Origin of the sequence: Nocardia araoensis NBRC 100135, assembly GCF_000308435.1 — a bacterium.
In the GTDB taxonomy this organism is placed as follows: Bacteria; Actinomycetota; Actinomycetes; order Mycobacteriales; family Mycobacteriaceae; genus Nocardia; species Nocardia araoensis.
Map to the genome: position 1 here is coordinate 1 of NZ_BAFR01000099.1, position 18,246 is coordinate 18,246.

Annotated in this window: 13 protein-coding genes and 1 pseudogene; 9 read left to right on the forward strand and 5 right to left on the reverse strand. The window is 70.7% G+C overall.

Annotated elements, in window-relative coordinates; genetic code table 11:
* From ON21_RS38370 to ON21_RS12400, 5 genes and pseudogenes are all read left to right on the forward strand, one after another.
* Nucleotides 1–577: pseudogene (locus ON21_RS38370) on the forward strand (lytic transglycosylase); the annotation flags it as partial.
* A 362-nt stretch (nucleotides 578–939) separates the two neighbouring features.
* Nucleotides 940–2,172, forward strand: coding sequence for a DUF7159 family protein (locus ON21_RS12385; protein ID WP_157170809.1), 1,233 nt, complete (start codon nucleotides 940–942; stop codon nucleotides 2,170–2,172).
* 168 nt (nucleotides 2,173–2,340) lie between these two features.
* The gene (locus ON21_RS12390; RefSeq protein ID WP_039797986.1) at nucleotides 2,341–3,564 is read left to right on the forward strand and encodes a serine hydrolase; all 1,224 of its coding nucleotides are present in this window, start codon (nucleotides 2,341–2,343) and stop codon (nucleotides 3,562–3,564) included.
* A gap of 167 nt (nucleotides 3,565–3,731) precedes the next feature.
* A complete protein-coding gene (gene trpB / locus ON21_RS12395; RefSeq protein ID WP_051020722.1) occupies nucleotides 3,732–4,973 on the forward strand; it encodes a tryptophan synthase subunit beta in 1,242 nt (413 codons plus the stop codon).
* An 85-nt stretch (nucleotides 4,974–5,058) separates the two neighbouring features.
* On the forward strand, nucleotides 5,059–6,192 hold the full coding sequence (locus tag ON21_RS12400) for a metallophosphoesterase (RefSeq protein WP_039797988.1): 1,134 nt from the start codon (nucleotides 5,059–5,061) through the stop codon (nucleotides 6,190–6,192).
* 18 nt (nucleotides 6,193–6,210) lie between these two features.
* Here ON21_RS12400 and ON21_RS12405 read toward each other — a convergent pair whose 3' ends face one another.
* Complete coding sequence (locus ON21_RS12405; RefSeq protein ID WP_039797989.1) at nucleotides 6,211–7,866, reverse strand: alkaline phosphatase D family protein; 1,656 nt, start codon at nucleotides 7,864–7,866, stop codon at nucleotides 6,211–6,213.
* A 45-nt stretch (nucleotides 7,867–7,911) separates the two neighbouring features.
* On the reverse strand, nucleotides 7,912–10,518 hold the full coding sequence (locus tag ON21_RS12410; protein ID WP_157170810.1) for a LuxR C-terminal-related transcriptional regulator: 2,607 nt from the start codon (nucleotides 10,516–10,518) through the stop codon (nucleotides 7,912–7,914).
* A 221-nt stretch (nucleotides 10,519–10,739) separates the two neighbouring features.
* Here ON21_RS12410 and ON21_RS12415 point away from each other — a divergent pair, with 221 nt between their 5' ends.
* Nucleotides 10,740–11,153 carry a DUF7144 family membrane protein gene (locus ON21_RS12415; RefSeq protein WP_039797991.1) on the forward strand — a complete coding sequence of 138 codons (414 nt, stop codon included), beginning with the start codon at nucleotides 10,740–10,742 and terminating at the stop codon, nucleotides 11,151–11,153.
* Between the two features lie 562 nt (nucleotides 11,154–11,715).
* On the forward strand, nucleotides 11,716–12,495 hold the full coding sequence (locus ON21_RS12420; protein WP_039797996.1) for an alpha/beta fold hydrolase: 780 nt from the start codon (nucleotides 11,716–11,718) through the stop codon (nucleotides 12,493–12,495).
* Nucleotides 12,496–12,538: 43 nt separating this feature from the next.
* Here the strand turns inward: ON21_RS12420 and ON21_RS12425 are convergent, their stop codons facing one another.
* Nucleotides 12,539–14,332 (reverse strand): hydroxysqualene dehydroxylase, encoded by a 1,794-nt coding sequence (locus tag ON21_RS12425; RefSeq protein ID WP_039797992.1) that lies wholly within the window; start codon nucleotides 14,330–14,332, stop codon nucleotides 12,539–12,541.
* Nucleotides 14,325–15,737: an NAD(P)/FAD-dependent oxidoreductase gene (locus tag ON21_RS12430; protein ID WP_083880570.1), complete on the reverse strand. Its 1,413-nt coding sequence runs from the start codon at nucleotides 15,735–15,737 to the stop codon at nucleotides 14,325–14,327. The genes ON21_RS12425 and ON21_RS12430 overlap by 8 nt, the downstream gene beginning before the upstream one ends.
* 169 nt (nucleotides 15,738–15,906) lie before the next feature.
* Between ON21_RS12430 and ON21_RS12435 the strand changes: the two genes are divergently transcribed.
* Both ON21_RS12435 and ON21_RS12440 read left to right on the forward strand, forming a co-directional pair.
* The gene (locus ON21_RS12435; RefSeq protein ID WP_039797993.1) at nucleotides 15,907–16,551 is read left to right on the forward strand and encodes a TetR/AcrR family transcriptional regulator; all 645 of its coding nucleotides are present in this window, start codon (nucleotides 15,907–15,909) and stop codon (nucleotides 16,549–16,551) included.
* Nucleotides 16,552–16,827: 276 nt separating this feature from the next.
* Nucleotides 16,828–17,568 (forward strand): class I SAM-dependent methyltransferase, encoded by a 741-nt coding sequence (locus tag ON21_RS12440; protein ID WP_039797994.1) that lies wholly within the window; start codon nucleotides 16,828–16,830, stop codon nucleotides 17,566–17,568.
* 72 nt (nucleotides 17,569–17,640) lie between these two features.
* On the opposite strand, the gene ON21_RS12445 is transcribed toward ON21_RS12440, so the two are convergent.
* Nucleotides 17,641–18,246 (reverse strand): CopD family protein (locus tag ON21_RS12445; RefSeq protein ID WP_174372161.1); only part of this gene is annotated, 606 nt, incomplete at its 5' end.

Sequence of the window (18,246 nt, forward strand, 5' to 3'; positions counted from 1 at the left end):
GCCGGGCACCGACATGACCGCGGTGACCGCGACGGTGCAAGCGCCGGAGGTGGCGCCGCAGACGACGGCGCCGTCGCCACGGCAGCAGACGCCGACGCAGGTGATGATCACGCTCCCCGGTCTGCCGCCGATCCCGTGTGGGATCTTCTGCCCGCCTCCCCCTCCGGTGAATCCATGTGCGGCGCAACCCATTCCGGCTCCGATGCCGCAACCGGGACAGCCGGGAACGGCGCGCACCCCCCTCGCGCCGGGGCAACCGTACGGTGCGGCCCCGGGGACGCTGCCCGACCCGGATGTGAACAGTGCCGAAGCCGATGGCGCTCCGCGAAGCGCCGGCGCGGGAGCGGTCGACTGCGCGCAGCCCGGAGCGGACGCCGCCGGTGGCGTCGCGCCTGACGCCCCACAGCGGGACACCGCACCACGCGACCCCGAACCGGCCATCACCACACCGCCCGCGCCGGAGCCCGAACCCGAACCGGCGCCCGACACGACGCCTACGCCGCAGCCCGGCATCACCCTGCCCTTCGGCATCGTCATCCCGCTGCCCGGGCCACCCTCGCCGCCACCGGCAGGCTGACCTCGAGCCCGGCGCCCCGAGCTGCTCGCATCAGGGGACTGCCGCCGCCTGCCCGCCGCACCGCTTCGAAAGCCGCCTCGGGAGTGTCGCCGATCCGAATCGGCGACGACTCGCCCGCAGAGTGCGCGACGCTGCCCGAAAGGCGTATCCGGACCGCGTCAACAGACGTATTGTGGTCGGTAGCTATCGCATGGCATCTACCAGCGGCGCCCAAGAGACCATTCACCGTCCGTGGTCTTCGAGGACGCCATCTCGTGTCATGGGCGCTCGGCGGATGGGCGATCTGGTTCACCGACCGGGGCCGTTCGCCTGCGGCCGCGGTCACGAACCTGTACCGAGACCGGTCGAGCAGAGGTGATCTCATGAGGGCCACAGTCGGAATATCAGCGGAGCAGGCCGTGGTGCGTGGCGTGATGGTCTCGTCGACGGCGCGACGAGGCACCCGCCCCGCCGTGCTGCGGGAGATCGTGCAGCCGGTCGAGGACTCCACCGCGGCATCGGTGGCCGCCGCGCTGGACGCGTTGACGGCCGCCGCGGGATCGGGCGCCGAAATCGATGACGTCGCGGTCGCGTATCGCACCGTCGCCGAGCGCCGGGCAATTGTCTCGCAACTTTCGGAGGCATCGTGGCGATCGTCATCGCTGGTGTCGACCAAGACAGCGTTGCTCGCGCTGCTCGAGGACATGCCCGGACTGGCGGAGTACGACACCCTGCTGGTGTTGGAGGTCGTCGGGTACCACACGTCCTATCTCGTGACCGGGCCGAATCGGGGCGAGATCCTGGTCTCCGGCACCTGGTCGTCCGGTGTCATCGATGCCGAGACCGCGGATTCGGCGGCCGGCCGGATCCGCCCCGCCCTGGAGGCGGCCGGTCTGCGGCCCGACGCCGTGGTGCTGTGCGGCGCGTCGGCGGGAGATCCGCGCGTGGTCGCCGCGCTGCGGGCCGGGCTCGACGCACCGGTCATCGCGGTGCCCGACCACGCCAACGCCGCCGCTTACGGTGCGGCGCTGGTCGCCGCCGCTCCGTTCCGGAGCGCGGCGGCGGAACCGGCAGGGCCTGATCGCAGGCGCGGCGGCCGCGTGATCCTGGCGGGGGCCGCCGTCGCCGCGCTGCTGGGCGGAGCCGCGATCGCGGTTGCGCAGGCGCGGGAGGACCGTCCGCCCAGTAGCGAAATCGGTGACCCGGCACAGGCCTCCGTCACCGCCCCCCAGCCTGTCGCCCCGAACCCAGCGCTCGTGACCCCCACCCCGGCGGCCGAGCAGGCGCCCATTTCCGTGATGCCGGAGGCGGTTGCCACCCCGGAGCCGTATCCCGAGCCGCCGATGCCACCGCCGCATCCCGCGAATGCGGAGGCTCCGCTGCCCGTGCCGCCGATACCCCCGGCGCCGCCGCCGGCCGAGCAGCAGCCACCGCCGCATCCGCGCACTCCGTCCCCGACGGAATCCCCGGCACCGGCAACCGCTGCCGCCCCCGACGACACCTATCTCTTCCCGGGCGAATCCCCACCGCCCCCGTGGAATGCCGACCCCGCGGCCGTGCAGGCCTGGTGGGACAACCACGCGAAGCTGAAGGAGAGCTGGCTGAACGGTCGCTGACACCGGCCGGCATCGCCCGCGCCGGCCACGCGACCGGCTTCGCTTTGCTGACATCGTCGCCGTGATGCCGGGATGGCCCGCGCGTCGGACGGCCTCTCCGGGCCGGGCTGTGTGTGGGCCGCAATCGCGGCGCGGCGCTATGCGCGGAGGAATGGATAAGCTGGCCGGGTGAGCGCACCAACGGCCGGATCGGTGGAGATCGTCGACGACTTGGAGGTCGTGACGACCCGGGGCCCCGAAGACGATCCCGCGGCGACCGGGATCGGCCGCGCCGAGGTGGAGTCGCTGTGGGCGTCGGTGCAGGCGTGGTACCGACTGGGCACCACCCCGGCGATCCAGGTCTGCTTGCGCCGTGATGGCAAGATCGTGTTGAACCGCGCCATCGGTCACGGCTGGGGAAACGCGCCGGGCGACGGCCCGGACGCGGTCAAGGTCCCGGCCACCCCGGATACGCCGTTCTGCGGCTTCTCGACCGCGAAGGGCGTGGCCGGAGCGCTGATGTTCATGCTCGTCGAGCAGGGTGCGTTCACCCTCGACGAGCCGGTGTCCCGCTACATTCCGGAGTTCGCGGCCAACGGCAAGGCCGCCATCACGATCGGTGACGTGCTTTCGCACTCCGCCGGGATCCCCTTCGTCACCCCGCCGTATCAAGGCGTCGATCTGGTACTCGACGAGGAACTGGCCGTGCGTGGGCTGGCCGACCTCGTCCCCAGTTGGAAGCCGGGACGGTTCCGCGTGTACCACGCGCTGACGATCGGGTTGATTTTGCGGCTGCTGGTGCAACGCGCCACCGGCAAGCGGCTGCGGGAGCATCTCGCCGAGCAGGTGCTCGAGCCGTTCGATTTCCGCTGGACCACCTTCGGTGTGCGGCCGGAGGACGTCGGCAAAGTCGTGCCGAGCGTGAAGACCGGCCCGGCTCCGTCGCGCACGGCGAATTACCTGGCGCGCAAGGCCATCGGCGGACGAATGGACCGGGCGTCGCGCTCGGCGACCGAGGCTTTCCTCACCGCCGAACTGCCGTCGGGCAATCTGATCACCACCGCGTCGGAGTTGTCGCGGTTCTACGAGATCCTCACGCGCGGTGCACCGGACGGCAGGCGCATCATCCGGCCGGAGACCTTGGCCGAGGCGGTGCGCCCGGCTCGCTGGATCCCCGGCGTCGCCGGACGCGTCAGCCGGGCCGGCTTCGAACTCGGCGGGCGGAGGTCGAAATTCGGCCGCGACACCGGATCGCACTTCGGGCGCAGCGGATTGACCACCCAGTACGGCTGGGCCGACCCGGCGCGCGGGCTGTCCGGGGCGATCCTCACCAGCGGCAAGGCCACCACCGACACCGAACGGCCGTGGCGACTGGTCGCCCAGATCTCCGCGACCGTGCCTGCCGACCGGTAGCCACGCGCCGGGCGCTGCCCCTGCCGATCACCTCCACCAGTGAGAAGACCTTAGCCATCCGAACGATTTAGTCTGTTAACTCGCTTGTTGCCAACCCGTCGGGTTGTGCTTGCGCTAGCGGAACAGACTGACCCGTCGGCTCTTTGGCGGTGAAAGCGTTGGTGTTGATGAGGATTGACCTTGACGTGGCGGTGAGCGCATCCCGGCACGAGATGTTCCCCGACGAACGCGGCCGATTCGGCGTTTTCGGAGGGAGATTCGTTCCCGAAGGCCTGATGGCCGCACTGCTGGAGCTGGAGGACGCCTATCGCCTCGCGCGGGACGACCCGGGATTCGTGACCGAGTACCGAGAGCTGTTGCGGGACCGTGTCGGCCGGCCCACGTTGCTGCATCAGGTACGGCGCTTCGGAGAGCTGCTGGGTGTGCCGGGCGCCCGGGTGTATCTCAAGCGCGAGGACATGGCGCACACGGGCGCCCACAAGATCAACAATGCCCTCGGGCAGGCATTGCTGGCCCGGCGAATGGGCAAGAAGCGGATCGTCGCCGAGACCGGCGCGGGACAGCACGGTGTCGCGGTGGCGACGGTGGCGGCGATGCTCGGATTGACCTGCGTGGTCTACATGGGATCCGAGGACATGCGCCGCCAGGCGTCGAACGTGCTGCGGATGAAGCTGCTCGGTGCCGAGGTGCGGCCGGTGGACATCGGTTCGCGCAGGCTGAAAGAGGCGATCAGCGAGTCGGTCCGCGACTGGGTGTCGACCGTGGACACCACCTACTATCTGTTCGGCACCGCGGCGGGACCCGCGCCGTATCCGCGGATCGTGCGGGATTTCCAGACGGTGATCGGCACGGAGACCAGGCGCCAGATCGCGCGCATCGAAGGCAGGCTGCCCGATTACGTCCTGGCCTGTGTCGGCGGCGGCAGCAACGCGATCGGGGTCTTCCATCCGTTCGCCGACGACCCGCAGGTGCGGCTGATCGGGGTCGAAGCGGCCGGACTCGGGGTGGACACCGGCGAGCACGCTGCGACCCTCTGCATGGGCACTCCGGGCGAGATCGACGGCTCCTACAGCTATCTGCTGCAGGACGAGGACGGCCAGATCGCGCGGACGCACAGCATCGCGGCGGGACTGGACTATCCGGGTGTCGGTCCCGAGCTCAGTCATCTGAAGGACAACGGCCGGGTGACCTATCGGGCCGCCACCGACGCGGTGGCCCTGCGCGGCATGCAGGCACTCAGTCACACCGAAGGCATCCTCGCCGCACTGGAATCCGCCCACGCCGTCGGCCATCTGATGGAGATGGCCGACCGCGGTGAAATTCCCGCGGGCTCGCTGATCGTGCTGTGCCTGTCCGGCCGCGGGGACAAGGATCTGACCGTGGCCGCCGAGCGGCTGGGTGTGGCATGACCGCTGCTATGGTCGAAAGCGCCCATGGCGCCGGAGAGGGACCGCGCGCTACACCTGCGCACGAGGACGAGCCCTCTTGAAGTTTGTGCCCCGCCTGCTGTTGTTCCTTGCGATTCCCGCTGTCTTGTTCCTGCTGCCCTGGTGGACGCTGGTGGCGGCGACCACCGATGAATCCGGCCCGCTGTTCTGGCTGGGTTCGGCGCTGTTCCTGCTCGGGTTCGGCTGCCTGCCCGCGGCGATGTATCTCGGACACGGGCCCGCGCAGTCGGACGCGGCCTCGATCGTCGGCGACACGTTGCTCGGCGTGATGTGGGTGCTGTTCAGCTGGTCGGTGCTGGGCAATCTCGCCCGTGCGGGATTGACCGTCGCGGGCGTGGGCGACCCGGCTCGCTCCCGGATCGTCGCCGCGGGCGTACTCGTCGCCGCGACGGTGTTGGTGGTGTGGGGTGTGATCGAGGCGCGCCGGGTGCCGCGGGTACGTACGGTGGAGGTGCCGATCGCCGGTCTCGGCCCCGCGCTGGACGGACTGCGCCTGGTCGTGGTGACCGACACCCATTACGCCGCGCTGAACCGGCTGCGCTGGTCGGAACGCGTGGTCGAGGTGGTCAACGCGCAACGACCCGACATCGCCTGCCACGCGGGCGACCTCGCAGACGGATCGGTGGCGAAGCGGCACGCGCAGGTCGATCCGCTCGGCAAGGTCGAGGCCGAACTCGGGCGGTTCTACATCACCGGCAATCACGAGTATTTCGGCGATGCGCAGGGCTGGATCGAGCACATGACTTCGCTCGGCTGGCAGCCGTTGCACAATCAGCACGAGGTCGTGCGCCGCGGCGACGATCGGCTGGTGATCGCGGGCATCGACGACCCCACCGGCGTCGGCTTGGCCGGGCACGGCCCCGACCTGCCCGCCGCGCTCGCGGGCGCGGACCCCGAGGTCCCGGTCGTGTTGCTCGCCCACCAGCCCAAGCAGGTCGCGGAGGCCGCGGCCGCGGGGGTGGCGCTGCAGATCTCCGGCCACACCCATGGCGGACAGATCTGGCCGTTCCACTATCTGGTTCGCCTGGAGCAGCCCGTCGTCGCCGGACTGAGCCGCCACGGCGAGCGCACCCGGCTCTACACCAGCCGGGGCACCGGATTCTGGGGGCCGCAGCTGCGGGTGTTCGCCCCGAGCGAGATCACCGTGCTGATCCTGCGCGCGGAGCCGGCGACCGAGTGAACCGGGGGCGGCGCCAAGTCAGCGATGGCCGCGATCGGCGTCGGCCTGGCCTGCGGCATCCGATGCGGACGACGGCGCGGGCGCGTTGCCGGAACCCCACGCCTCGGTGACACCCGGAATGCCGTCCTGCACGACGTAACCGGCGCGCGTATGAATGGGCGCGCCGGGATGGCGGACATAGGGCACGACGCGGAAGTCGTTGCGCCATATCCGGTGGTCGAGTTCCACCCGGACATACCCGCGCTGGGCGTTGAAGAACTTGACGTCCGGGTTCGCCGCGAGCAGACGGCGGCCTTTGTCGCTCACGTCGGTCCCGTCGCCGTTGCTGGTGATCGAGGTGCCGGTGAATTCCGCCGCCACGACCGGTGATCCGGGATCGGAGTAGTCGCGCCGCAGATCGGCCGCCTGGTTCTCGTGCCGATCGCCGGTGATGACCACGAGATTTCCGGCGCCGCGCGCCGCGGCGGCACCCAGCACCGCGTTGCGGTCGGCGACGTAGCCGTCCCAGGCGTCGGTGGACACGCTGACCGCCGGACCCGGATCGGAGTCGTTCTGGCTCATACCCACCTGATTGCCGAGGATCTGCCAGCGGGCCGGGGAGTTGGTCAGGCCGTCGATCAGCCAATCGCGTTGCGCCGAACCGAGGATCGTGCGGGCGGGGGAGAATCGCTGCGCGCATCCGCTGACCACGGCGCCGCCGCAGGCCTGCGGCGTGCGGTACTGGCGGGTGTCGAGCATGGTGATCTCCGCGAGGTCGCCGAACCGGAAGCGGCGATGCAGCCGGATGCCCGCCGCGGACGGCAACTGGGCCAGGCGCAGCGGCTGGTGCTCGTACATGGCCTGGAAAGCGGCGGCGCGGCGCCTGCGGAACAGGGCGGGTACGCGCCAGATGTCCAGGCCGAGGCCGGGCGCGTCGGCGGCCCAGTTGTTGTCGACCTCGTGATCGTCCATGGTGACCAGCCACGGGAACGCGGCGTGCGCGGCGCGCAGCGGCTGCTCCGATTTGTACAGCGCGTAACGCAGCCGATAGCCGGGCAGGTCGACGGCTTCGTCGCGGAAATGCGGACCCATCGCAACGCCCGCCCGCCCACGCAGCCAGGCCCGCTCGTAGATGTAGTCGCCCAGGTGCACGACCAGGTCCAGGTCTTCGCGGCTCATGTGCTCGTAGGCGGTGTAGTAGCCGGAACTCCAGGACTGGCAGGAGGCGAAGGCGAAGCGCAGCCGGGCCAGAGCCCGGCCGGGCGCGGGCGCGGTGCGGGTCCGGCCTGTCGGCGACACGGCCGAGCCCGCCCGGAACCGGTAGAAATACCAGCGATCCGGTGCCAGACCGCGCACCTCCGGATGCACGCTGTGGGCGAGTGCGCGGGTGGCCACCGCCGATCCGCGCGCCACGACTCGGCGGAAGTATTCGTCATCGGCGACCTCGTAGTCGACCGTGACCGGGTCCATCGGCATGCCGCCGAGACCGTCCGGCGCCAGCGGGTCGGGGGCCAGTCGCGTCCACAGCACCACACCGTCGGGGGCGGGATCACCGGAGGCGACGCCGAGCGAGAACGGATCGCCGAGCCGGCGCGGAGCGGGAAAACGGGCGCTGCTCGCTGCTGCGGCACCCACCAGCACCGCGGCCGACCCTGCGGCGCCGAATCGGATCAGTTCCCGACGTGAGAGGGCCATACATCAGCGTAGAACCGCACTCGGCAGCGGGAAGGCGCCGCGGCGTCAGAGCAGGCCGCCGCGGCGCGCGTGGTGCAGCGCGTCGACCCGGGAATTGGTTCCCAACTTGCCGTAGATGCCGCGCAGGTGCGTCTTCACGGTGTTCACCGAGACCCCGAGGTCCTCGGCGATCTGCTGGGCGGTGCGGCCGGAGGGCAACTGTTTGAGCACGGTCATCTCGGTGTGGGTCAAGGCGGGGTACGCGGGCCTGCGGCACGCCGCAGGATGACGCCGGATCGACTCCGCGAAGCTCTCCGCCCGGCCGAGACGGCCCGCGTAGCTGTCCAGCAACGGCATCGCGGCGGGTACGTCGAGGAACGGCCGCAGCAGCCGGTGTGGCGTCGCGGAACCCAGCGCGTTCTCCAGCGCGGTGAGGGCCTTGGCCGGAGCACGGGACTCGTGCTGCGCCGCGGAGTAGAGCAGCCATCCGGTGACCGCGCTGACCGGGCGCAGATCGCCCGCGCGCTCCAGCAGTGGTTCGAGGACCGCGCAGCTCGCCTTGCGGCGATCGGCCGCCGCGTGCAGTGCCGCATCGGCCAGCCGCACCTCGGGTAGTTCCCCGACGATGCCGCGGGCGCGTTCCACCAGCAGTTGCGCCGTCCTGGCATCGTGCACGCGCAGCAGCGCCCATACCACGGGCAGGATCAGGCTGCCGGTCGCGGCGGGCACCGCTTTGTGCTCGAGCAGGACGAGCAGGCTGCGGCGCAGTGCGTCGACCGCGGCGGATTGTTCCTCGGCCCGTTCCAGTTCGAGCAGGCGGCCGACGACGTACCCGCGCCATCCCGCGACCGGCCCGTGGGATCCGTCGTGATCGACCCGCTCGGTGAGCACGGACGCGACCTGTGCCGCACCGGGCATCTCGCCTTGCAGGTACGCGCCGTAGGCGGCCACGGCGGTCGCCTGGACGGCGTCGGTGGTCGTCAGCAGCCCGTGTTTCTCCGCGATCGCCAGCGCGCGCGCCGCGCGGTCACGCATCGCGGTGGCGGCGTCGACGGCGTCGGCGGCGAACGCCAGCCGGGTCAGCGCCCGCAGCACCAGGCGGGGGCGCCCCGCGTGCTCGGACAGCGCGAGCCCGGAATGCAGCAGCTGTTCCCCGCGCGTGACGGCGCCGCCCGCGACGAACGCGGTGGCGATCTGGATCTCGGTGTAGGCGTCGAGATCGGGATCGCCGGTCGGCGCGAAGGCCTCCGGAAACCCGGGTACGGCCGCCCCGGTGGTCGCCGCGACGTCGATGGCCGCGGCGAGGGCCAGCGCGTCCAGCTGCTCGGGGGCGGCGAAGGAGGCCTTGGCCGCACGCCGCGCCGCCGCGGTATCCAGGCAGGCGACCGCGGCGGCGGTGCTGCCCGCGGCGAGAGCGTCGACGACGCGCACCAGCCAGAGGAACGGATCGTCGAGCAATGCGGGCGCCGAACGGGCCAGATGATCGAACAGCGCCCGGCCCGCACCGTCGAGAACCATCCGAAGCGCACAGCTGGACAAGAATTCGCACAGCTGTTCGTGGTCGGCGCCCGCGAGCTGATGCGGCAGCGCGGTCTCCGGCAACCCCGCGGTCCGCAACCAGAGGGCCGCCCGCCGGTGCAGTTCCGCGCCCACCTGCGGCCCGAGGCGACGGGCTTCGGCGAGAAAGCAGGCACGCACCAGCGGATGACAGGAGAACCACACGTCGCCGTCCCGCACGACGGATTCGATCGGGAAGCCGATCCGGTCCAGTTCGTGTAGCGAGTGCCCCGCACCGCCGCCCACGAGTTCGTCGGCGAGCTGCTCGGTGAACGCGACGGGAATGCTGGTGTAGGTGAGGAACTGCCGCAACGTAGGCGGCAGTTCCTCGATGAGTTCGCCGAGCAGGAAATCGGCGATCGCGCGCGCCGGGCGGGCGAGAACGGCGAGCGCCGCCTCGCGGTCGTCGGATCCCGCGGCCATATGGATCGCGGCGATGCGAACGAGCGCGGCCCAGCCCCGGGTCAGGTCGTCGAGCGTATCGAGTTCGGCGCCGGTGAGTTCGCAGCCGTGGTGCCGGCACAGCGCGTCGATTTCGTCCGCGGTGAAGGCCAGGTCGCCCGCGCCCCAGCGGGTCAGGCGCGCGTGCAGTTCGAGGACATGCCAGCGGATCGGCGGAGCGAAGCGGGCGCACAGCACCGTCGTGACGGTGGGCGGTGCGTGGTGCAGGAAGTATTCGATACCGGCGAGCACGAGCGGATCGGTGAGCAGGTGGGCGTCGTCGAGCACGAGGATCGTCGGCGTCGTACGCGCGGCGAGCGTTTCGACGAGGGCCGTGGCGTACGCCGTCGGTGGGCCGGGGTCGGTCGCGATCTCGAAGCGCGCATGCAGCACCGTCCACAGCGACGTCACGTCGTCGAGCTGCTCGGTGACGGTCAACCAGGCGACGTCGGATCCGCCTGCGGCGTGCCGGGCGGCCCAGTCGGCGGCCAGCACCGACTTCCCGGTCCCGGCGGGTGCGCAGATCAGCAGCACGTGCCCGGCGCTCGGCATGTTGTCGGCGGCGGCGTACAGATCGGGCCGGGGAATCGGAGTGAACGGCAACGCCGGTATCTCGGCAGCGGACCGCGCCGCGGCGGGAATGCGGCGTAGAGCAGGGACGTGCGAGGTGGTCACCGTGCCTCCCTGGCCGTGTGCTGACAGATCACTACCGCGCCTCGGTAGCGGAACATACCCGGTGCGAAGTCCGCTCGATCAGATCGTCTGTCGTCGTTATGGAATTTTCATTTCGCGCGACCGCGGATTATCGGAGTCACCCGAAACGGGTGAAGTGCCGGACGGGGCGACTGGTGGAGATTCGGAAGGCGTCCATTACTTCCCGAGAAAGGGGGCGACCGATGACGCACATGACCGAACCGGAGCCACACCCCGTCCGCCGCGGCATCGCGGCGGGCACGTCCATCGCGGCCGCGATCCTGCTGCTGACCGTGGGTGTGCTGTCGATCTTCGAGGGGATCTCCGCCGTCGCCAAGGACGAACTCATCCTCGTCGGCACCGACTACGTCTACAAGTTCGACATCACGGCGTGGGGCTGGATCCACATCGTGCTCGGTATCCTCCTGATCATCGCGGCACTGGGCTTGATGACCGGCGCGACTTGGGCGCGGGTGGTGGCGATCTTCCTGGCGGCCCTGTCGATCATCGCGAACTTCATGTGGCTGCCGTACTACCCGGCATGGTCGATTCTCGTGATCGCGCTCAACGTCGTCGTGATCTGGGCGGTCGCCACCTGGCGTCCGGAAGCGGTCTGACGGGACGACATTCGCAGGCTGCGTCTGCGAAGGGCGATCGATCACTCCGGCGGCACCGTGTTCCGGCCGATGGTCCGGCGGACCATCGGACTCGGCGCCCTCGGGGTGCTCGAGCGTCTCGGCATTCGGCGATCGTCGACAACTCCGGAATCGTTCGGTCGACGCCGGCGGACAGGTCCTCGATCCGCAGCGCGCCGGCCGATTGCCGGCGGCACTCCCGCCTTGGATGTGTGCCGCTGCGCAGGCGGGCCATCGCGCGCCGACGGACGACTCGTCACCATGCGGCCGACGCGTGCGGCCGGGCAGCGGCCGGTGGATCCACTGGCAGAGCCCGATGCTCCGCGCGAACGGAAACATTGTGGCGTCTCACGACTCCGGCGGGCGGAAGATTGTGGCCTGTCGGTGCGGTGGGAAAGGGGCGGTGGAAATACCGATGTGGCGAGCGGCATTCCGGAGAGCAAAACTCCGGCGATCGCTCGGGAAAGTCGAGCTTTCCGCTGCCACCATAAGCGAAGTTGTGGTATCCACCTTCGAGACCGACTACGAATTCGAAGGGACGCCAATGCCCAGCAAGCCCCCGCTCGTTCTCCTGCACGGTGTCACGATGTCCGAACGGGTGTGGGACGACGTCACCCCCTTGCTCGCCGCGCGGCACGAGGTGATCACACCGACCGCCGTCGGGCATCGGGGCGGCCCGCCTGCTCTGCGCCGCCCTGCGCGGGTGGAGCATCTGGTGGACGACATCGAGCGGCGGCTCGACGGGCTCGGACTGCGCCGGGTACACGTCGCGGGCAATTCGCTCGGCGGCTGGATGGCGATCGAATTGGCCCGGCGCGGCCGAGCCGAGACGGTCTGTGCCCTCTCGCCCGCGGGCTTCTGGGAGTCCGGAGACCGAAGCCGTTCGGCCGCGACCGGCCGCATCGCCCGCGAGGTGACCACCGGGCGGCTGCTCGGCTTCCTCGCCCCGGTGGGCCTGCGCAGCGCGGCGGTGCGGCGAACAGCGTTGCGCAACATCGCCGTCCACGGTGATCGCGCTCGCGCGCCGCAGGCGATGACCTTCCTGCGGGACCTGCTCGGTTGCACCGTCACCGCCGATCTGCTCGGCACCGACGAACAGATCGCCGCGCTCGACCCGTTGCCGTGCCCGATCACGGTGGCCTGGTCGGAGCACGATCGTGTGCTGCCAGGAGAGATCCACTTACCGATCGCGCGGGCACGGCTGCCCGAGGCCGCGTTCTCCGTTCTGCCCGACACCGGTCACGTTCCGATGATCGACGACCCCCGGCTGGTCGCACAGACGATCCTGACCACCACGAGCATGACCACCGCCGAGGCGTCGTAGGAAGTCCGTATCCCGCGGCGTGGCGCCGGTGGCACCCGGCAGGTCACACGTCGAGCAGATGCGGCAACCCGGCGCGGTAGCGGTCGGCGTCGATGCGTTTCCACGGGTCGAAGATCGGCAGGGACACCAGCGGGAACACCGGGACGCGCGGCGCGGGGTCCTCGGCGGCATCGAGAATCGCGTTGGTGGCGGCGCGCCCGGATTCGTTGGCGCCCTCCATGGTGGCGAGGTCGATGTTGTTGCGCACGTGGTCGCCGCCGAAGAAGAGGTTCGCGACGGCGCAACGGGCCTCCGGGCGGTGGTCGTAGGAGCCGACGGTGTTGACCAGCAGCGGGGTTTCGTTGTGGACGCCGCTGTCGGTCCAGGTGATGCCGGGGTCGAGATGCCAGGAGCGGATGTCCTCGGGACGCAGCCAGCCTGTGCCGGTGTTGAGCCATTCGCTCAGTTGCGCCCACACCTCTTCGGCGATCTCGGCGGCGGTGCACTGTTTGGCCGGTCGGTGGAAGCGGATGCCGGGAGAGTCCCAATCGGAGATGTCCACCGAAAGGCATTCCCGCACTGTGCCGTCGCCGTATCGGGCGGCGAAGTCGCCGACCCACATCGGCGCTTGACGCAAGGCGGTGAGCGCCCACGGCGAGCCGAGCGCGGCGATGTGGCCTTCCGGCAGATCGGTCGGGCGGGCGAGGTAGTACTGGATGCCGACCATCCAGTCCGTGCGGAGTTCGCGCATGCCCGCCAGATGCGGGTCGGCGTCGAGGATCTCGTCGCTCAGCAGCGCGACCGCCTTGTCCACCGGCATCGCGCACAGGTACCAGTCCGCGGTGACCGCCGTGGAGCGTCCGTCGGGGCCGGTCACCGTCGCCGAGGCGATCCGGCCGTCGTGCAACTCCAGCCGCGTCGCCCGCTGTCCCAGAACGAATCGCACGCCCCGCGATCGCAGATACGTCACCCAGGGATCGATCCACGCTTCGTTGGTGGGGCGGTTGAGAATACGGTCGATACCGGCGGAGTATTGCGGGATCGCCCCCGTCCCGGCCAGGACCAGCGCTTCGCCGATGGTGCCGATCGTGCGGGCCGAACTCGACTGGGGTTCGGCCGCGACCGTGATCCGGGTGAGGGCGCTGACCAGGTATTCGCGATAGGCCGCCGACTTGCCTTCGGCGCGCAGGATCTGTTCCCAGGTCACGTATTCCCACTGCCCGAAACGTCGTTCGGCGCACGAGGTGAACCAGACGGCCATCTGTTTGGCGAAGAACGCCAGCTCGGCCGGGGGCAGTTCGGGGATGAACCCGAAGGCGCCGATCAGCGTGTTCTGTATGCGCTGCGGTGTGAGCTGGTCGAGGCCGCCGAATTCGACCGGCGCGAACAAGGGCGGCCTGCCGCGGAAACCCGCCACGGTGCCCTCCACGCGGACCAGGTTGCCCGCGACGCCATCCGGATTGCCGGGGAACGGAATTCGGCGCATGGTGTCCGGGAGGTTCTGATAGCAGCCGGGAAAGAATCGGAAACCGTGCTCGCCGGGCAGGTCCGCGCGGCCGTCGGTGCCGGTGCCCGGCACGCCCATGCTGCGGGCCTTGCCGCCGAGGAACGCCGGTTCGTACACGGTGACCGCGTAGCCGCGTTCGATCAGTTCGTGTGCCGCCGAGAGCCCGGCGACTCCGCCGCCGAGGACCGCCACCGACTTGCCGCCGGTGCGCAGTCCGGGCGTTCGGCGTGCTACCGGCGGCGCGGCGGTGGCCGGGGCGACGGCGACGGCGGATACTCCGGCCGCGAGCGCGCCGCGCAACAGATCGCGGCGGGTGAGGTCGATGGTCGGCCGAGGGCGCGGGTCATGCATGTCGATCTCCTGAAGATGCCGCGAGACTGTCCCGCGGCGGCCGGGACTGGATGGCGTCGGCGGGGCCGGGGCGCGCGAAGGCGCGGGCTTCCCTTCGCTCGGAGATCGTGTCGCGGCATTCGCCGACCAGGTCGGCGAGGACGGGCCACGGGGCGCGCCAGGAATCGCGCAGTGCTCCCGCCGCGAACGCCGCGGCGCGTGCGGGAGTGAAGACGTCCTTCGGTTCCACCGTGCGCGAGAGGACTTCGGTGACCCGGTCGGCCAGCGCGGGATCGTCCGCGGCCCTGCGGTAGAGCTCGATTTCCAACGGGCGCATCGCCGTGCCCCTGGCCAGGCGATCGGTCCACTGGTAGACGCCGATGCACTCGCGATCGCGCAGCTGTTCCCACGCGGTCAGGACGGTGTCGAGGTGCTCGGTGTCGTCGAGGGCGGGCGCGGCGAGTTCACCGAGCAACCGGCCGTAGCGCAACGCGTCGCGGATGCCCTGCGCGGTCACCGGATCCTTGAAATGGCCCGCGTCACCCGGCAGCGCCCAGCCCGGCCCGGTCGAGCGTCGGAAATAGGACGCCAGGCCGGTGGCCGCGCGCACCCGCCCGACTCTGCGGCAGTCGCGCAGCCGCAGCCGGAGTCCGGGTAGTCGGTCGACGGCTTCCTGGTATCGGCGCTCGGCGCGCCCGGTGCCCGGTTCGCCGGGCTGTGCGGGCGGTTGGACCAGGCTCAGCAACAAGCCGTCGTCGCAGGGGAACGCCGTGCCGAGATCGGGACCGCACCGCCATTGCGCGGCTATGTGCCGCTGGTCGGTTGTGCCGTCGTGCCAGTACGCGAAGTAGCAGTCCCGCCCGCTGGGTGCGGACAACCGGGGCCGGGTGGCGGCGACGAGCCTGGCCACCGTACTGCGGCGGCCGTCCGCCCCGACGACCAAGCGAGCGCGCACTTCGTGCACGCCGCCGCCTCCGGTGTAGCGGACGCCGACGCAGCGATCGCCCGACCACAGCAGATCGGTGACCCGCACGCCTTCCCGGATCCGCGCTCCGGCCTCGACGGCGGTGGCCACGAGCGCGGCGTCCAATCCGGTCCGCCGCACGCACATCGCGTGGCCGATGCCGTCCACCGGGGCGAACGACGACCGGACCTGATAGCCGCCGCCGTCGGCGAAGGCCGTGGTCAGCGGCGGCGCGCCGAGTTGCGAGACGCGCTCGAGCGCGCCCACGCGGCGCAGTTCAGCCAGGCCGGCGGGCCACAGCAGATGGGTCGAGAGGGTGTCGGAGGGAAAGCGCGCCGAGTCCAGCGCGACGACATCCCGGCCTGCGCGGGCGAACGCGATGGCGGCCGCGGAACCCGCGCAGCGCGCGCCGACGACCACCACATCGGTGTATTCGATTGCCGGGGAGGAAGATCCGCGCATGCCCGAACACCTCGGTCACATAGTCTCGGACACTGTGTCCGATCGATGGTGGGCGGTGCGCGCCCGAATGTCAATATCGGTGCCGTGTCGGCAGAATGGACGCCATGGTGGGACGCAATCGACCGGCACAGCCGACCGAGACGGCCGCCGCGCCGCGGAGAGGAACCGGATGCCCTCGCTGACCCGAGTCCCCAGAAACGCGCGCAAACCGGTCGACGACCGGCGCGCGGAGTTCGAACGGCGCGTCCTCGCCGCGGTGGAGGAACTGCTCGCCGACGGCACGCCCTACACCGAGATCGCCGTCCACCGGATCGCCGCGGCGTCGCAGTCGGCGCGATCGACGTTCTACCGCTACTTCCCGGACAAGAGCCAACTGCTGATCCGGATGGCCGAATTGGCCACGGCGGATCTGTTCGAGGCCGCCGAGCGCTGGTGGATCACCGAGCACAGCGGGCGGCAGGCCGGTGTGGTGGCGGCCGTGCGAACCATGATCACGGGTTTCCGCGAGCACCGATCGCTGCTGCTGGCGCTGAGCGAGGTGGCCGCCTACGACCGCGACGTCGGTGCGTACTGGCGCGGCCGGGTGGCGTCGTTCGTGCGGGTGGTGCGATCGCGGCTGGAGAAGGACCGGGCCGCGGGCCGGATCAGCTCGGCGATCGACCCACAGGCCACCGCCGTCGTGCTCACCTCGATGGTGGAGCGGTCGATCGCGGCGAGCTTCTCGTCCGGGTCGGGGGTCACCGACGACGCGCTCGCGGAGGCGCTGGGCCGGGCCATCTGGTTGACCGTGTACGGCGACGCACCGTCATCCTGACCGAACTGACCGAACAGCCGGCGGCACACGCGGAACCGTTGCTCCAGCCCATACGCAACCCGGACCGGCGCTGCGGACCGGCATCCTGGGCGCCGCGCGCATCGCGCCCGCCGCTGTCGCGCGGCGAACCCCGGCGCAGTGGTCGCCGCCGTGGGGGCGAGAATTCGGACGTAATCGCGGCCCCGCTGCTGCGCAGGCGCGCGGCGACTCGGCGAGCGCGGCCGGTTCGTCCGAAAATGAATGGCGTCAACAGATCCGGCGCATTACGGTGCCCGGATGCGCCAAAACGACGAATATTTCGGCGAGCAGGTCGCGGGCACCTATGACGAGTCGTCGGCCGCGATGTTCGACCCTGGCGTCGTGAACCCGGCGGTGAACTTTCTGGCGCGAGCGGCCGAGGAAGGCCCGACTTTGGAATTCGGCGTCGGAACAGGGCGGATCGCCCTTCCGCTCGCCGCTCGCGGAGTGCCTGTGCACGGCATCGATTCGTCGGCGGCGATGGTCGGCCGGTTGCGTGCGAAGGCGGGCGGCGACGAGATCGCCGTAACCGTGGGAGATTTCGCGTCCACGCGGCTGACCTCGCGATTCTCGCTGGTCTACCTGGTGTTCAACACGATCATGAACGTGACCACCCAGGCGGGGCAGGTCGCCTGTTTCCGCAACGCGGCGGCCCACCTGCGGCCCGGCGGCCGCTTCGTCGTCGAAGTCATGATGCCCGAACTGCGCAGGCTCGAGCCCGGCGGGAGCGCGGTGCTGTTCCAGAGGGGTTCGTCGAAGTGGGCCTATGACGATTACGACATCGCCACGCAGACGATGAGCTCGAACTACATCGAGGTCGTCGAGGGACGAGGCAGTTACCGATCGGTCCCGTTCCGCTATGTGTGGCCCGCCGAACTTGACCTGATGGCCGAGATCGCCGGACTGCGACTGAGTGAGCGATGGGACGGGTGGACACGCGAACCGTTCACGAGCGAGAGCCGGGGGCACGTCTCCGTCTGGGAGAAACCCGGCGGCTGATCCGGCGCGGCTCATGGTGACGCCGTCGTTGCCGGAGGAGATGGTGCGGGCGTCGGGGCCTGGCGAAGCCCGTCACCACACGCGGTACGGCACGGTGGCGGTGTAGCCGGTGGTGCGGTCCAGCAGGACGGTCAGGCGCAGCTGCCAGGTCCCGGCCAGGGGGACGCGCACCGGCTGGGATACGAAAAAGTGCGGGCCGAGTTCGACCGGCTCGACCCGTCGGAAGGCGATGTCGATGGGGCCGATGGCGTCGTCGGTGCGGGTGAGGCGGCCGGTGACGGCGGAGGCGCCGATCGGAGTTCCGCTCGCGTCGCGCAGGTGGACGGTCAGCTCTTGTTCGCCCGCGCCCGCGCCGTCGACGGTCACCTCGGCTCGCGCGCGGCCGAGGTCGGCGGCGAGGGTGACTCGCGGGTCGTAGTCGTCCCTGGCGGGTGTCGTGGCCGCGAGGACGCCGGTCACCACCAGAACGGCTGCGAGGAGCGTGAATTCCAGGCGCAGCGCCGAATGCGGAACCCGGCCGCGCAGGATGCGCCGTGCGGCGAGCACCGCACCGGCCGCGGCGAGCACCAGCGCCGACTTGAGCAGCAGGAGGCGGCCCCACGGCGTCGTCCACAGTGCCGCGGGCGGGTCCACCGAGCGCACGCTCTGATAGATGCCGGTCAGCACGAGCACCGCGAC

Coding starts and splice junctions, on each gene's coding strand:
- trpB (WP_051020722.1), top strand. CDS start 3,732: ATGAGGATTGACCTTGACGTGGCGGTGAGCGCATCCCGGCACGAGATG.
- ON21_RS12385 (WP_157170809.1), top strand. CDS start 940: ATGAGGGCCACAGTCGGAATATCAGCGGAGCAGGCCGTGGTGCGTGGC.
- ON21_RS12425 (WP_039797992.1), bottom strand. CDS start 14,332: ATGCATGACCCGCGCCCTCGGCCGACCATCGACCTCACCCGCCGCGAT.
- ON21_RS12405 (WP_039797989.1), bottom strand. CDS start 7,866: ATGGCCCTCTCACGTCGGGAACTGATCCGATTCGGCGCCGCAGGGTCG.
- ON21_RS12435 (WP_039797993.1), top strand. CDS start 15,907: ATGCCCTCGCTGACCCGAGTCCCCAGAAACGCGCGCAAACCGGTCGAC.
- ON21_RS12415 (WP_039797991.1), top strand. CDS start 10,740: ATGACGCACATGACCGAACCGGAGCCACACCCCGTCCGCCGCGGCATC.
- ON21_RS12430 (WP_083880570.1), bottom strand. CDS start 15,737: ATGCGCGGATCTTCCTCCCCGGCAATCGAATACACCGATGTGGTGGTC.
- ON21_RS12420 (WP_039797996.1), top strand. CDS start 11,716: ATGCCCAGCAAGCCCCCGCTCGTTCTCCTGCACGGTGTCACGATGTCC.
- ON21_RS12440 (WP_039797994.1), top strand. CDS start 16,828: ATGCGCCAAAACGACGAATATTTCGGCGAGCAGGTCGCGGGCACCTAT.